Source organism: Agromyces sp. Soil535 (assembly GCF_001428255.1).
GTDB lineage: Bacteria > Actinomycetota > Actinomycetes > Actinomycetales > Microbacteriaceae > Agromyces.
In genome coordinates this window covers 78,346-92,559 of record NZ_LMRW01000026.1, presented here as the reverse complement: position 1 = coordinate 92,559, position 14,214 = coordinate 78,346, and the positions used below count along the sequence as shown (strand labels likewise).

Below are 14,214 nucleotides of genomic sequence, written 5' to 3'. Positions count from 1 at the left end.
TCACGGCAGGATGGTCGCGAGCGAAGGAGACCACATGCCGTTCCTCACCGACGACGGACGACCCCTCGACGAGCTCGTGCTCGCCCAGCGCCCCGCCGACGGCTACCGCTTCCACGTGCGTGCGCCCTTCGTCTACGAGGATCCGGTGTCGGGCCGGCGCTACCGCGTGCCAGCGCGGCCGCCGGGCGGACCCGACTCCGCTCCCGACGAACGCGAGCCGCGGGTGCACGGCATCACCGACCTCGCGTCGGTGCCGATGTGGCTGTGGAGCTTCATCGCGAGCTACGGCCGGCAGTCGGCGCCCGCGGTGCTGCACGACGAGCGATCCGTGGATGCCTCCGAGCTCGGCGACCGCCGGGCGGCGCTCGCCCAGCGACGCGAGGACGACCGGGTGTTCCGCACCGCACTCCGCGAGCAGCGCGTCCCGCTGCTGCGGTCGTGGCTCATGTGGGGATGGGTGGCCGCCGACCGCGAGCTCGAGTTCAACGGCGCAGCGGGGGTGCTGCTGCTCGTGCAGGTGATCGTCGGCGGGCTCGTGGTGCTCGGGGCATCCGTGGCCGCCATCTGGCAGCCGTGGTGGCTGCTCGCCATTCCCATCGCCGCGCTCGCCGCGCTGCCGTGGGGTGCGCTGGCGCCGCTCGTGCTCTTGCTGACGGGCTCGATCCTCGTGCTCGGGCCCTTCCTGCTGCTGCACCTCGTGGCGCTCGTGCCGTTCCGGCTCGTCGAGGCGATCGTGGAGGTGCTCTCGGGCGGCGATCCCATGGATGTGCTGCGGCCGACCCTGCGCGCGTCGAGGCGTGGCGGACCCACGGAGGGCTGAGGCTCAGCCGCCGGAGCTCGTGGCGCCGCCTGTTGCCGCGGCCGGCGGCCGCCACCCGTGGAAGCGCTTCGCCCACGTGGCCGACTCCGACCAGCGGGCCTCGAGGATCGCGACCCTGCGCTCGACGGTCTCGGGCGGGGCATCCGGCGCCGCAGGGTCGGGGCGCTTCGGGAACCGCACGGTGGCCGTCACCATCGGCATGTCGCCCGAGAGGTCGGAGTCGTGGATGGTGACGCCGTGCTCGTCGCCGGCGCCGATCACCCGGTCGCGGGCGAGCCAGTCCATGCGCTCGAGGATCGGCTCGGCCCACTCGAGCAGGATCTGGCTCTTGTAGGCGTCGCCCATGCCGTGCACCACCACGAGGGCGACGTCGAAGACGCCGTCCTCGGGTGCCTTCGCCGATTCCGAGCCCGCGTCCGGGGCGATCAGCATGCAGTCCTCCTGGGTCGTCGGCGTGCCGGCGTGCGTCGGCCTGAGCGAACGTCAGTGGGCGCCGCAGGGGCGGATCAAGCACCCGCCCCCGAACGCGTGGCACGGCGCCGACGCAGAGCGCCGTAGCCGCGCAGCAGCCGCGGCACGACGACGTACACGGCGAGCGGTACGACGACGAGCGTGAGGACGAACGCGCGGAGCACCGGATGCCACGACTCCGAGATCGGCGCGAGCAGCATCATGCCGATCGCGACGAGCGGGAAGATCGCGAGCCATGTGATGACGGCGCGCACGTGCACGGACGGCGGCGTCGGCGCGACGCTGGCGACGCGGGCGGCGGGGGTGGCGGGAGCGGCGCTGGTTGTGGCGGTGGTTGCGGTGGGGGTGGGAGCGGTGGGGGTGGTCATTGGGATTCCTCGTGGTCATTTCCAACTGAATGGTTGTAATTGAAGCACATCGGATGGCGCAAAGCAACTATATGGTTGGAAATTGCTAGACTGGGGCCATGGCCTGGGATACCGAGCGCACGAAGCAACGGCTCCTCGACGCCGCGACGGCGGAGTTCAGCGCGCACGGCCTCGCCGGCGCACGCATCGACCGCATCGCCGCCACCGCCGGCGTCAACAAGGAGCGCATCTACCAGTACTTCGGCAAGAAGGACGACCTCTTCGCCATCGTGCTCGCGACGCGCCTGCGCGCCTCCATGGACGAGGTGCCCATGCGTGGCGTGGGGCCAGAGGCGGCGGGCGACTACGCGGGGCGCCTCTTCGACCACCATCTCGCCGACGACGTCATCCCGCGGCTCGTGTTCTGGGAGGGCCTCGAGCGCGGCGCGGCCACGTCGGCCGACTCGGCCAGGGCGGCCTACCACGACGAGAAGGTCGAGCGCTTCCGAGAGCTCCTCCCCGGGGTCGACCGTGCCACGGCCGGCGAGCTGCTCCTCACGATCGTCTCGCTCGTGAACGCCTGGCCGGTGCTCGGGCACCTCGACGCGTTCCTCGTCGGCGACGGTCCCGACCGCGCGGCACGGCGTCGCGCCACGCTCGTCGCCTCGATCACGGCCCTCGCGCGCGACGCGGTCGACGCCGCGGCATCCGAGCAGACCCGACCAGCCGACCCCGCTGCATCCGCCGGTCGTGGGGCGGAAGTTCAGTGATAGCCCTGATGCCCGCGGTGCCACACGCTCGTAGCGTGGGAACCGATCGCCGGACCGCGGACCGCAGGGGGAACTGTCACCGCGGCAGGTGATCGGATAGCCGGTCAGCACCTCGTCCCCGAACCTGGTGCGGGCCGGCTTCCCCCATTTCCTCCCCGGATCGGCGGGCGGACCTTCCGGGCGACACCCGGACGATGAGCGGAGCACCCCATGGACCAGCGGATGACGCGACCCGCGCGGATGACCCAGTCACACCCCGCGCGCGCCGGCCTCCTGCCGAAGCGCCTCGACCGAGCCGTGAGCTGGTCGGACTTCCGCACGGCGGTGCGCTACGACCCGGACTACCGACTGCTGCTGGCCGTGCCCGCCATCAGTGCCAAGCGCGCCGAGCACACGTGGCTCGGCGAGGCCGTGTCGCTGCACACCCGGGTCGGCGACGCCGACGTCTACCGCCGCGTGTACGAGCACGGCTCCGTGTACTGGTCGGAGCGCACGGGAGCGCATGAGGTGCACGGCGAGATCGCCGCGCGGTGGCTCGAGGCGGGCGGCGAGGCCTCGTACCTCGGCCTGCCCACCGGCGACGAGCAGCGACTCGTCGGTGCATCCCGGCGGACCGCGATGGGTCGCGCCGACGGCGGCTTCGCCCACTTCGAAGGCGCGTCGATCTACTGGACCACGCGGCACGGCGCTGCGATCGTGCACGGCATGGTCCGAGACATCTGGGCGCTGCTCGGCTGGGAGCGGTCGCCGCTCGGCGTCCCGGTCGCCGACGTCGTCGTCGATGCGACGGGCGTGATGAGCGGATGCTTCGAGCACGGCACGATCACGTGGTCGCCTTCGGGCGGCCCCGAGATCGTCGTGACCGCGCCGGCGGCATCCGCTGCGTTCGGCGAGGCGACCTTGTCGTTGACAAGTTGACCTGCTGACAAATCGACCGATCGCCGAGCGCGATTCGCTGGCCCGGCTCTGGAGCGCCTTCGCGCCTCACGGCTGAGGGACCGGACGCGACACCGCAGGGCGCTCGCTACCCGGTCTCCACCTCGCGCCAGAGCGGCGAGCTCACGAGCCGCACCTCATCGAGGGCGACGAGCGATCCGTCCACGGCGCGTCGGCGTCGCTCCGCCTCGGTGGGCAGGTGCACGGCCGCGCCGGGATGCAGCGGGACGATCCGCAGCGTGAGCTCGGCGCCGGGCGCCACCGCAAGTGCGTCGAGTCCGATGGTCCACGTCGTGCCGTCCCAGAACCGGTCGAGCACCACGCGTCCGTCGACCTCGAGCACGGCGACGTCGCCAGCCCAGTCGACGTGCAGCACGCGTCGGCCGGGAGCGGCCTCCAGCACGGTGAAGGTCCACGTCGTGCCGTGCCGCGCGATCGCGTCGGCGTTCGGGGCGGCGGCGCGTCCGGCGCGCGCGCCGTAGCCCGCAGGCGGGGCCTCGCCGACCGCGCCGGGCACCGGCTCGAGCGCCACGTCGACGCCGACGCCGGGTGCGTCGACGGCGATCGGCACGAACGCCGCGGCATCCGGGTCGTATTCCAGCACCCGCGGCCGCGCCGACGACCGCACCGCGATCCGGCCGTCGGCCTCGACGTGCACCGGCGCCGCGCAGCGCAGCAGACGGCGTCCGTTCGGCCCGTCGAGCACCCAGAGCTCCGCGGCGCATGCCGCGGGCAGCACGAGCACGGGCAGGCGGGCGTCGCCCTGCAAAACGTCGACCCGGCGCGGCTCGTCGGCGTCGACCACGAACACGCCGGGCGCCGTCTCGCGCACCGCGCCCGCGGCATCCGTCGCCGTGGCCCCGTCGGCCGCCAGCTCGACCGGGATGCCAGGCCCGGCGACCACCACGAGCGTCGGCCGCTCGGCCTGGCCGAGCACGGTCAGCGGCGAGGCCGTGGCCCAGCGCAGGCGCACGCCACCGAGCTCGAGGTTGACCGGCCAGTGCGCGATCGTGCCGACCGGCACGTCGACCGGCGCGTGCGGCAGCGTGACCGTCTCGTCGCCGAGACGCACGGCGAAGCGCGCGCCGCGGAACGTGTCGAGCGGCGCATGGGGCTGCTGCCACGTGACGAACACCCAGGCCGTCGCGCCGTCGGAGCGGATGGCCCACCGCAGCGTCTCGGCGTCGTCGACGCCCGCCGGCAGCACGTCGGGCAGCGTCGAGGGCATGTCGGCGAGTCGCTCGCCGAACGCGGCGAGGAACGCGTGCTGGCGACGCAGCTCGGCGTGACTCCCGGCGAGCACGCCTGCGGCCCCGATCGGCGCGTGGAAGTCGTAGTCGAACCCCGGCAGGTCGTTCGGGTAGCCGGTCGCCTGCGACTCCTGGAGCCCCGGGCGGGGATTCACGCCGCCCGCGTACATGTAGTAGCCCTGCCAGCCCGAGCCGTTGCCGATCTTGTTCTGGGCGACGGCGGCGATGTCGCGCGCACCGAGGAGTGGGCGGCGATGGTACGCGGTGGCCATCCCACCGCCCAGCTCGCAGGTGGCGGCGGGGAAGTCGGGGGACGGCACCCTCGATGCCGTGACCTGCCGCCCGATGCCCGGATGGTCGCGCAGGTCGGCGCCGATCCCCGGATCGTCCCAGGTGTGCGAGAAGAAGAAGTGCTCGCGGAATGTGGTGTCCCACGGCTGGTCGACGTCGACCCAGAACCCGTCGCCGTAGCCCCCGTAGAGGGGGAGCACCTCGCCCGCGGGCAGGTCGGCGCCGCCCCACGCGGTCGCGGTGTAGACGGGGGCGGTCAGCCCGTGACGGCGCGCCATCGCCTTCAGCGTCACGAGGTGGCCGGGCTGGTCGTAGAGCTCGTTCTCGAGCTGGATCGCGATGACCCTGCTCGTCGGTCCGCAGAGCGGTGCGAGCTCGGCGCCCAGCGCGGCGAACCACTCGTCGACGAGGGCGAGGTAGGCGGGGTCGTCGGTGCGGTGCCCGACCGGCGCGTGCTGCACCCAGTCGGGGAAGCCGCCGTTGCGTACCTCGCCGTGCGCCCACGGGCCGATGCGCAGCACGACGTCGAGTCCGACTCGCGCGCAGAGGGCCACGAACGCGGCGACGTCGAGCCCGCCGTGGAAGTCGCGGCGCCCAGGTTCGGGCTCGTGGTGGTTCCAGAACACGTACGTGGCCACGGCGGTGACGCCGCCCGAGCGCATGAGCCGCAGCCGTTCCTCCCATTCGGCGCGCGGGACGCGGCTGTAGTGGAGTTCGCCCGATACCGGGATCGCAGGCCGGCCGTCGACCTCGACATAGCGGTTCGTGAGCGCGAAGCGATCGTGCCGGTCGATCGCGTTGCTCATCGCGGGGCGTGCGAGCGGCCGGTCGTGCGGGCGGTGGGTCGCGGTCAGCGGGTTCGTCGTGGCGGTGAGCGGGTTCGTCGCGGTCGACGCGTTCGCCGTCGCGGTCGGCTCGGCGGGCGGCGGGGCGAGGGTCACGACGGGCTGCTCCTTCGACTGTGTGCGCTCCCAGTTCTACCACAGGCGCGGTCGGGCGCTTCGCCCGTGACAGACTCGGACGGATGCCCCAGTCGCTTCCCGACCTCGCCCCGCGCCCCTACGACGCCGACGCGATGTACGACGCCTTCGTCGACTGGGCCGACGGCCGCGGCTTCTCCCTCTACCCCGCGCAGGACGAGGCGATCATCGAGATCGTGTCGGGCGCGAACGTGATCCTCTCGACGCCGACGGGCACGGGCAAGTCGCTCGTCGCGGTCGCGGCGCACGCGGCATCCGTCGCCAGTGGCGGGCGCAGCTACTACACGGCGCCCATCAAGGCACTCGTGAGCGAGAAGTTCTTCCAGCTCGTCGACATCTTTGGCGCGCAGCACGTGGGCATGGTAACGGGCGACAGTTCGGTGAATCCGGATGCCCCGATCATCTGCTGCACGGCCGAGATCCTCGCCAACCTCGCCCTCCGTCACGGGCCGGATGCCGCGGTCGACCAGGTCGTCATGGACGAGTTCCACTACTACGGCGACCCCGACCGGGGCTGGGCGTGGCAGGTGCCGCTCATCACGCTCACGCGCGCGCAGTTCATCCTCATGTCGGCGACGCTCGGCGACGTGGCCGGCATCGCGTCGGACCTCACGCGTCGCACAGGCCGCGAGACCGCGCGGGTCACGGGCGTCGACCGCCCCGTGCCGCTGCACTTCTCGTACGCGAAGACCCCGGTGCAGGAGACCGTCGAGGAGCTCATGGAGACGCGGCAGGCGCCCGTCTACATCGTGCACTTCTCGCAGGCCGCAGCGATGGAGCGGGCCCAGGCGCTCTCGTCGATCCGCGTCGTGACCCGCGAGCAGCGCGACGAGATCGCCGACGCGATCGGCGGATTCCGCTTCACCACCGGCTTCGGCAAGACGCTCTCCCGGCTCGTGCGGGCGGGTATCGGCGTGCACCACGCCGGCATGCTGCCGCGCTACCGGCGGCTCGTCGAGACGCTCGCGCAGCGCGGGCTCCTCCGCGTGATCTGCGGCACCGACACGCTCGGCGTCGGCATCAACGTGCCGATCCGCACGGTGCTCATCACGGCGCTCTCCAAGTACGACGGGCAGCGGACGCGGCAGCTCTCCGCCCGCGAGTTCCACCAGATCGCGGGGCGCGCAGGTCGCGCCGGCTACGACACCGCGGGCACCGTGGTCGTGCTCGCGCCCGACCACGAGATCGAGAACGAGGCCGCCGTCCGCAAGGCGGGCGACGATCCCAAGAAGCTGAAGAAGATCGTGCGCAAGAAGCCCGCCGCCGGGTTCGTCACATGGGGCGAGGGGTCGTTCGAGCGTCTCGTCGCGGCCGAGCCCGAGCCGCTGGTGCCGCAGCTGAAGCTCACGGCGGCGATGCTGATCAACGTGATCGGACGCGGCGGCGACGTCGCGCGCGGCATCCGCTCGCTCTGCTTCGACAACCACGAGCCGCGTGCCCGCCGGTTCGAGCTCGCGCGACGCGCCCTCGAGATCCTCCGCACCCTCCGCGACGCGGGCGTGGTCGAGCTCCTCCGCCCGTCGGCGCCGGGGCGGCTCGCCGACCTCCGCCTCACCGTCGACCTCCAGCCGAACTTCGCGCTCAACCAGCCGCTCTCGCCGTTCGCGCTCGCCGCGATCGAGCTGCTCGACCCCGACGCCGCTCCAGGCACGGGAATCGGCACCGGCCACTACGCGCTCGACGTCGTGAGCGTCATCGAGTCGACGCTCGACGATCCCCGCCCCATCCTCTCGCAGCAGCAGTACAGGGCCCGCGGCGAGGCGGTCGCCGCGATGAAGCAGGACGGCGTCGAGTACGAGCAGCGCATGGAGGCGCTCGAGGAGGTGACCTGGCCGAAGCCGCTCGACGAGCTGCTCACCCAGTCGTTCGAGACGTTCGCGTCGAGCCAGCCGTGGGTGCGAGACTTCGAGCTCAGCCCGAAGGCGGTCGTGCGCGACATGTTCGAGCGCAGCATGTCGTTCGGGGAATACGTGTCGTTCTACCAGCTCGCCCGCAGCGAGGGGCTCGTGCTGCGCTACCTCTCCGACGCGTTCAGGGCGATCCGGCAGACCGTGCCCAGCGAGGCGAAGGACGAGGAGCTGCTCGACCTCATCGAGTGGCTCGGAGAGCTCGTCCGGCAGGTCGACTCGAGCCTCGTCGACGAGTGGAACGAGCTCGTCGACCCGACGAGCCATCTTCCCGAGGACGAGGCGCCGGTCGTGCCGCCCGCACCGCCGTCGGTCGTGACCAACCGCCGGGCGTTCACGGTGCTCGTGCGCAACGAGCTGTTCCGGCGCGTGCAGCTCGCCGCGCTCGAGCGCGACGCCGAGCTCGCCGAGCTCGATCCCGACGCCGGATGGCCCGACGCGCTCGACCGGTACTACGCCGAGCACGACGACATCGGCACGGGACCCGCCGCCCGGTCGCCGCGGCTCGTCACGATCGATGAGACGGATGCCGCGTCCGGCACCTGGAGGGTCGAACAGACCATCGACGACCCGGCCGGCGACCACGACTGGCGGATCCGCGCGGAGGTCGACCTGGAGGCATCCGCGGAGGAGGGCGCCGCGGTCGTGCGCGTCACCGAGGTCGTGCGCCTCTAGCCGTTCTGCGGGTCGAAGACCGGCGCGGCCGCGTCTCGCGTCTGCGGGTCGAGGAGCGGCGCAGCCGCGTCTCGCGTCGGCGGGTCGAGGAGCGGCGCGGCCGCGTCTCGAGACCCGTCACGCCAGTGCAGGAACAGTCTGCCGACCCTCGGCGTGTCGGCGTGCTGTAGCCGTGCAGAACGGCGTTTCTTCCTACGTTTGCCGGGGAGAGCCGTTTGGAGTGGTTCCGTCCGGCAATCAGCGGCGTCACGCCAGGGCCAGCACGCTCGCGGCGACGAGCGCGAGCACGAGCCCCGCCCACTGCACGGGCGCGATGCGTTCCTTCAGCACGAGCGCGGCGAGCAGGATGGTGCCCGCCGGGTACATGGCGCCGAGCACCGCGGCCACCGAGAGGTCGCCCGCGCGGATGCCGATGAGCAGCAGCCCGTTCGCGACCACGTCGACGATCCCGCAGGCGACGGCGAGGCGGATGCCGGCCGCGGTGGCGGTGCGCGCCGGCGCGAAGGCGGTGCCGACCGACGAGGACCGTGGCATCCGCTCGCCCGGGGCGTCGTGGCTGCGGCCGGCGCGGAGCGCGGCGACGAGCGCGAGCACGCCGACCGCGGCGAACATGATCGCCGAGTTCACGCCCCGGTTGAGGAGCAACGGCACGACGCCGCTCTCCGCCGTCGTCTGGTCGATCGCGATGAAGAATCCGCCGATCGCGATGCCCGAACCGGTCGCCATCAGGATGCCGCGCAGGCTCGGCCGCACGGCACCGCGCTCGGGTACGAAGCCCACGAGCACGACCGCGACGAGCGCGAGGCCGAGTGCCCAGTAGCCGATCGCCGCGAAGCGCTCGCCGCCGATGACGAGCCCCCACACTATGGGAACGACCGCCGAGACGACGGCCGTGAGCGGGGAGAGGATGCTCATCGGGCCGATGGCGAGGCATGCGTACAGCAGGGAGATCGCCACCGCGCCGATGACCCCCGAGACCGCACCCCAGAGTACGTCGTGGGCCGTCCATTCCCCACCGAGGAGCGGGGCGACGACGAGGAGCAGCACGAGGCCCGTGAGCGAGGCGACCGCGGTCGCGAGCACCGCACTCACGCGCTTCGCGGCGAGTCCGCCGAGGAAGTCTGCCGCGCCGAAGACGAGCGCCCCGGCCAGCGAGAAGACGGCGGTGAGCATGGTCGTCCCAGCGTACCGGCGGGCATGGCGCGCTCATCTGAGCAGCATCGAGGACGCTCGGTGCACATCTGCGCGGCATCCGTGAACACTCTGTGAAAAGCGGCGGATGTTGCAATGGAAACCCCTTGGCAGGGTGGGGGGTGGCTCCTATGCTTCGGATCAGTACCCCCGCGAGCCCGACCCGAAACGTTCGTCGCGTGCGTGGCCTCCGGGGTGGAATCCCAGAGGAGAGTCATGCCACGTCGCAGCACCATCCGTCGCATGTCAGCCGTGGCGGTCGCCGCGGCGGGCACCCTCGTGGCGGGGCTCCTCGCCACGCCGCCGGCATACGCCGCAGAGGTCACCCACACGATCGCGCAGGTGCAGGGCACCAACGTGGCGACGTCGCCGCTGGTCGGTCAGACCGTCACGGTCGAGGGCATCGTCACCGGCGACCACCGCACGGGCGGCTTCCGCGGCATCTACCTGCAGACCGCCGGCTCCGGCGGTGCGACGGATGCCACGCCCGGCGCCTCCGACGGCCTCTTCGTGTTCCTCTCCAACAACCCCGCCACGGGCGTCGCGATCGGCGACAAGGTGCGTGCGACCGGCCCGGTGAGCGAGTTCAGCACGGTGACCCAGATCACGGCATCGGCCGCCGGTTCGGTGGAGCTCGTCCAAGCCGCTGCGGGCTTGCCGGCGACGACGCCGCTGCCCGCGACCGTCCTGGGCGGTGCACGAGAGCCGTTCGAGGGCATGCTCGTGTCGCCGACGGGCACCTACCGCCTCGTCTCCAGCCACAACCTGCTCCGCTTCGGCGAGCTCTGGCTGAGCGCCGGCAGCACGATGCCGGTCGAGGCGTTCGAGACCGCCGTTCCCGGAACGACCGCGGCGAACACCATCACGACCGCCAACCGGAACAGCCGCATCCTCCTCGACGACGGCTACAGCATCGGCGTCCGCAACGCCGACGGCTCCGACAACCCCGACCACCCCGGCGACCAGCCGTACCTCACCAAGGACGTGGTCGTGCGCAACGGCGACGCGGTGAACTTCCCGACGGGCGGCTCGCTCCTGAGCTTCGGCTTCAACGAGTGGCGCCTGCAGCCGCCGGTGCCGATCACGGACGCGAGCCCGGCCGCCCTGAAGCCGACGTTCACGACTGGGAACCCGCGTCCCGCGACGCCTCCGGCGGTGGGCGGTGACATCACGGTCGCCGCGTTCAACGTCCTGAACTACTTCACGACGTTCACCGACGAGAACCCGCAGGCACGCGGAGCCGCGAACGCCGAGGAGTTCGCCATCCAGAAGTCGAAGATCGTCACGGCGATCAACGCGCTCGACGCCGACGTGGTGGCGCTGCAGGAGATCGAGAACTCGGTGAAGCTCGGCGAGGCGCCCGACGAGGCGCTCGCCGACCTGGTCGCCGGTCTCAACGCCGCGGCAGGGTCGAACGTGTGGGACTACGTGCGCACACCCGACGCGCTGCACGACGCGGCGATCACCGACTTCATCACGAACGCCATCATCTTCAAGCCGGCCGCGGTGAAGCCCTCGGGCGAGGCGAAGACGATCATCGACGAGACCGTGTGGGACATCGCGCGCGAGCCGATCGCCCAGACGTTCAAGTTCGGCAAGCAGTTCGTGACGGTGGTGGCCAACCACCTCAAGTCGAAGAGCGGCACCGACCCGAGCCCGCAGCCCGGCCAGGACGCCTTCAACGACGAGCGGGTCGAGGAGGCGCAGTCCGTGCTCGCCTTCGCGAACAGCCTGTCCGAGGGTCGCAAGACCGACATCTACCTCGTCGGCGACTTCAACTCCTACGCCAAGGAGGACCCGATGAAGGTCTTCGCCGACGCAGGGTGGAGCGACGTCCTGTTCACGAAGGCACGCGGCCAGTACACCTACACGTTCGACGGCGAGCTCGGCTCGCTCGACCACGTGATCGCGTCGCCCTCCGCGGCCGACAAGGTCACGAAGGCCGGCGTCTGGTCGATCAACTCGCCCGAGTGGGCTGGACGCGAGTACTGGGCCCCCGCCGCCGAGGCGGGAATCCCCTACCGCTCGAGCGACCACGACCCGATTCTGGTCGGCGTGGAGACGGAAGGCGTGCCCAGCACGGTCGACATCGACCTGGTGACGGTGAACGACTTCCACGGGCGCATCGAGCAGTCGGCCCCGTCGGGAGGCATCGCGGCCCTGTCTACGGCGGTGAAGCAGATCCGCGCCGGAAACCCGAACACGGTGTTCGCGGCCGCCGGCGACATGATCGGCGCCTCGACGTTCACGTCCTTCATCCAGCAGGACGTGCCGACGATCGAGGCACTGAACGCGGCCGGGCTCGACGTGAGCTCCGTGGGCAACCACGAGTTCGACCAGGGCTTCGCCGACCTCACCGACCGGGTCATGCCGCTGGCGCTCTGGGAGTACCTCGGCGCGAACATCTACGACAAGGACACCGGGCTGCCGGCGCTGCCCGAGTACTTCCTGCAGACGTTCGACGGCGTGACGATCGGCTTCGTGGGTGCGGTCACGGATGAGCTCCCCTCGCTCGTCACCCCGGCCGGCATCGCGGACATCACGGTCGGTGACCCCACCGAGGCGGCGAACCGCGTGGCCGACCAGCTGAGCGACGGCATCGACGAGAACGGCGAGGCCGACATCATCGTCCTGCTGGTGCACGAGGGCGCGGCGACGACCGCGATCGAGTCGGCGACCGACCCGAACTCGCCTTTCGGGAAGATCGTGCTCGGTGCCGACGACAACGTCGACGCGATCGTCTCCGGCCACACCCACCTCGCGTACAACCACGTGATCGACGGTCGGCCGGTGATCTCGAGCGGCCAGTACGGCGAGCGATTCTCCAAGATGGACATCCACTACGACAAGGCGACGAAGTCCTTCACGATGAAGAACGAGATCTTCAACCTGATGGACGGCACGACGCCGCTCTACCCGGATGACCCCGCGGTCAAGCCGATCGTCGACGAGGCGGTCGCCGTCGCGAACGAGCTGGGCAACGTCGTGCTCGGCACCGCGAGCGCGGACTTCCTCCGCGCGACGTCGGCGGCGACCTTCACGGAGAACCGCGGCGGTGAGTCGACGCTGGGCAACCTGGTCGCCGATGTGCAGCGCTGGTCGCTGAACGAGGACGGCACCCGCGATGTGGACGTCACGTTCATGAACCCGGGAGGCCTGCGAGCCGACCTGGCAGCGGGGGAGGTCACCTATCGCGAGGCGGCGAACGTGCAGCCGTTCGCGAACACGCTGGTGACGATGAACCTCACCGGAGCGCAGATCAAGTCGGTGCTCGAGGAGCAGTGGCAGCCGTCGACCGCGGCACGGCCGTTCCTCAAACTCGGGGTGAACCAGGAGCTGACCTACACCTACGATCCGAGCGCACCGAAGGGATCGCACATCACCGAGATGCTCCTCGAGGGCGTGCCGATCGACCCGGCTGCGACCTACTCCGTGGGCGTGAACTCGTTCCTCGCCTCGGGTGGAGACAACTTCTTCACCCTCGCGCTGGGCGCGAACAAGGCCGACAGCGGCAAGATCGACCTCGAGTCGATGGTCGACTACTTCGAGGTCTTCGACACGATCTCGCCCGACTTCGCCCAGCGCGCGGTCGGCGTGATCGTCGGTCCCGACGACGGTGACGGGTATGACGTCGGCGACCAGGTCACGGTGAACCTCTCGTCGCTCGACTTCAGCCGGAACGAGCCGGCGGCCGGCACGGTCGTCGTCTCGTTCGGGGGGGCACAGCTCGGCACGGCGTCGGTCGATCGGGCCTTCACGCCGGCGTTCGACGAGGTCGGCAAGGCGACCGTGATGTTCACGATCCCGGCCGTCACCAGCGGGCCTACGCGGTTCGACATCGCGGTGCCGTCTACCGGCACGACGAGTTCGTTCGTGATCGACGTCGACTGAGTCGCCGCTCCATAAGGGACGGCCCCGGGCACGAGCTCGGGGCCGTCCCGTTGCGCACGCCCCGGTTAGGCTGAAGTGGTGACTTCCCGGGGCGCGCGCGCAGCTCGTGGAACGGCGGTGGCCGTCTTCGCGACGTTCGTGGCATCCCTCGCGCACACCGTCGGCGGTGGCGGCCCGCCCGGGTCCGTCGCAGTCGTGGTCGCCCTCGCGTTCTCGGTCCCGCTCGCCGTGGCGCTCACCGACGCACGGGCGAGGCTCGTCCGCACCGCCGTGTCGGCGCTCATCGCCCAGGCCGCGCTCCACCTCTGCTACGCGATGGGCGCCGCCGCCCCGGTCGTGGCCGGATCCTCAGCGACCCACGCCGGCCACGATGCCGGTGCGCACCTCTCCGTGTCGTCCGTCGCCACCGTCGACCACGGGAACGCCTGGATGCCGGTCGCCCACCTCGTGGCCGCGGCTATCACGCTCGCCGCGCTGATGCTCGCCGACCGGTTCGTCGATACGGTCGCCCGGGTCATCCGAGTGCTCGTGCGGTGGCTCACGGTGATCCCGGCGCCGGTCGCCGTGCGGTCGCTTCGCGTTCCCGTCGACGGCCCGCGCTCGCACCTCGTCGCAGTGCTCCTCGCTTCCGGGCTCGGGTCGAGAGGTCCTCCGGTCGAGGTGGCAGCGGCCTGATCCGCTGACG

Annotated in this window: 10 protein-coding genes; 6 read left to right on the top strand and 4 right to left on the bottom strand. The window is 71.4% G+C overall.

Features of this window, described 5'->3' with window-relative positions:
- Positions 1-34 precede the first annotated feature (34 nt).
- The gene (locus ASG80_RS18930; protein ID WP_056733632.1) at positions 35-820 is read left to right on the top strand and encodes a DUF1353 domain-containing protein; all 786 of its coding nucleotides are present in this window, start codon (positions 35-37) and stop codon (positions 818-820) included.
- A gap of 3 nt (positions 821-823) precedes the next feature.
- On the opposite strand, the gene ASG80_RS18925 is transcribed toward ASG80_RS18930, so the two are convergent.
- Positions 824-1,252 (bottom strand): hypothetical protein, encoded by a 429-nt coding sequence (locus ASG80_RS18925; RefSeq protein WP_056733629.1) that lies wholly within the window; start codon positions 1,250-1,252, stop codon positions 824-826.
- Between the two features lie 74 nt (positions 1,253-1,326).
- Complete coding sequence (locus tag ASG80_RS24225) at positions 1,327-1,659, bottom strand: hypothetical protein (RefSeq protein ID WP_056733627.1); 333 nt, start codon at positions 1,657-1,659, stop codon at positions 1,327-1,329.
- A 98-nt stretch (positions 1,660-1,757) separates the two neighbouring features.
- On the opposite strand from ASG80_RS24225, the gene ASG80_RS18915 reads away from it, so the two are divergent.
- On the top strand, positions 1,758-2,408 hold the full coding sequence (locus tag ASG80_RS18915) for a TetR/AcrR family transcriptional regulator (protein ID WP_056733625.1): 651 nt from the start codon (positions 1,758-1,760) through the stop codon (positions 2,406-2,408).
- Between the two features lie 240 nt (positions 2,409-2,648).
- Positions 2,649-3,326 (top strand): LGFP repeat-containing protein, encoded by a 678-nt coding sequence (locus ASG80_RS18910; protein WP_162256655.1) that lies wholly within the window; start codon positions 2,649-2,651, stop codon positions 3,324-3,326.
- 106 nt (positions 3,327-3,432) lie between these two features.
- Here ASG80_RS18910 and ASG80_RS18905 read toward each other — a convergent pair whose 3' ends face one another.
- Positions 3,433-5,826: a beta-galactosidase gene (locus tag ASG80_RS18905; protein ID WP_235508405.1), complete on the bottom strand. Its 2,394-nt coding sequence runs from the start codon at positions 5,824-5,826 to the stop codon at positions 3,433-3,435.
- Between the two features lie 83 nt (positions 5,827-5,909).
- Between ASG80_RS18905 and ASG80_RS18900 the strand changes: the two genes are divergently transcribed.
- Positions 5,910-8,447 carry an RNA helicase gene (locus tag ASG80_RS18900; protein WP_056733622.1) on the top strand — a complete coding sequence of 846 codons (2,538 nt, stop codon included), beginning with the start codon at positions 5,910-5,912 and terminating at the stop codon, positions 8,445-8,447.
- 246 nt (positions 8,448-8,693) lie between these two features.
- Here the strand turns inward: ASG80_RS18900 and ASG80_RS18895 are convergent, their stop codons facing one another.
- Positions 8,694-9,620, bottom strand: a complete 927-nt coding sequence (locus ASG80_RS18895) for an EamA family transporter (protein ID WP_056733620.1) — start codon at positions 9,618-9,620, stop codon at positions 8,694-8,696.
- A gap of 234 nt (positions 9,621-9,854) precedes the next feature.
- Here ASG80_RS18895 and ASG80_RS18890 point away from each other — a divergent pair, with 234 nt between their 5' ends.
- Both ASG80_RS18890 and ASG80_RS18885 read left to right on the top strand, forming a co-directional pair.
- Positions 9,855-13,529, top strand: coding sequence for an ExeM/NucH family extracellular endonuclease (locus tag ASG80_RS18890; RefSeq protein WP_235508404.1), 3,675 nt, complete (start codon positions 9,855-9,857; stop codon positions 13,527-13,529).
- Between the two features lie 78 nt (positions 13,530-13,607).
- Positions 13,608-14,204: a hypothetical protein gene (locus ASG80_RS18885; protein WP_156401953.1), complete on the top strand. Its 597-nt coding sequence runs from the start codon at positions 13,608-13,610 to the stop codon at positions 14,202-14,204.
- The last annotated feature ends 10 nt before the right edge of the window (positions 14,205-14,214 follow it).

Bases quoted from the DNA above. Each gene is read 5' to 3' on its own strand.
- ASG80_RS18930 (WP_056733632.1), top strand. From the start codon at position 35: ATGCCGTTCCTCACCGACGACGGACGACCCCTCGACGAGCTCGTGCTC.
- ASG80_RS18925 (WP_056733629.1), bottom strand. From the start codon at position 1,252: ATGCTGATCGCCCCGGACGCGGGCTCGGAATCGGCGAAGGCACCCGAG.
- ASG80_RS24225 (WP_056733627.1), bottom strand. From the start codon at position 1,659: ATGACCACCCCCACCGCTCCCACCCCCACCGCAACCACCGCCACAACC.
- ASG80_RS18915 (WP_056733625.1), top strand. From the start codon at position 1,758: ATGGCCTGGGATACCGAGCGCACGAAGCAACGGCTCCTCGACGCCGCG.
- ASG80_RS18910 (WP_162256655.1), top strand. From the start codon at position 2,649: ATGACCCAGTCACACCCCGCGCGCGCCGGCCTCCTGCCGAAGCGCCTC.
- ASG80_RS18900 (WP_056733622.1), top strand. From the start codon at position 5,910: ATGCCCCAGTCGCTTCCCGACCTCGCCCCGCGCCCCTACGACGCCGAC.
- ASG80_RS18895 (WP_056733620.1), bottom strand. From the start codon at position 9,620: ATGCTCACCGCCGTCTTCTCGCTGGCCGGGGCGCTCGTCTTCGGCGCG.
- ASG80_RS18890 (WP_235508404.1), top strand. From the start codon at position 9,855: ATGCCACGTCGCAGCACCATCCGTCGCATGTCAGCCGTGGCGGTCGCC.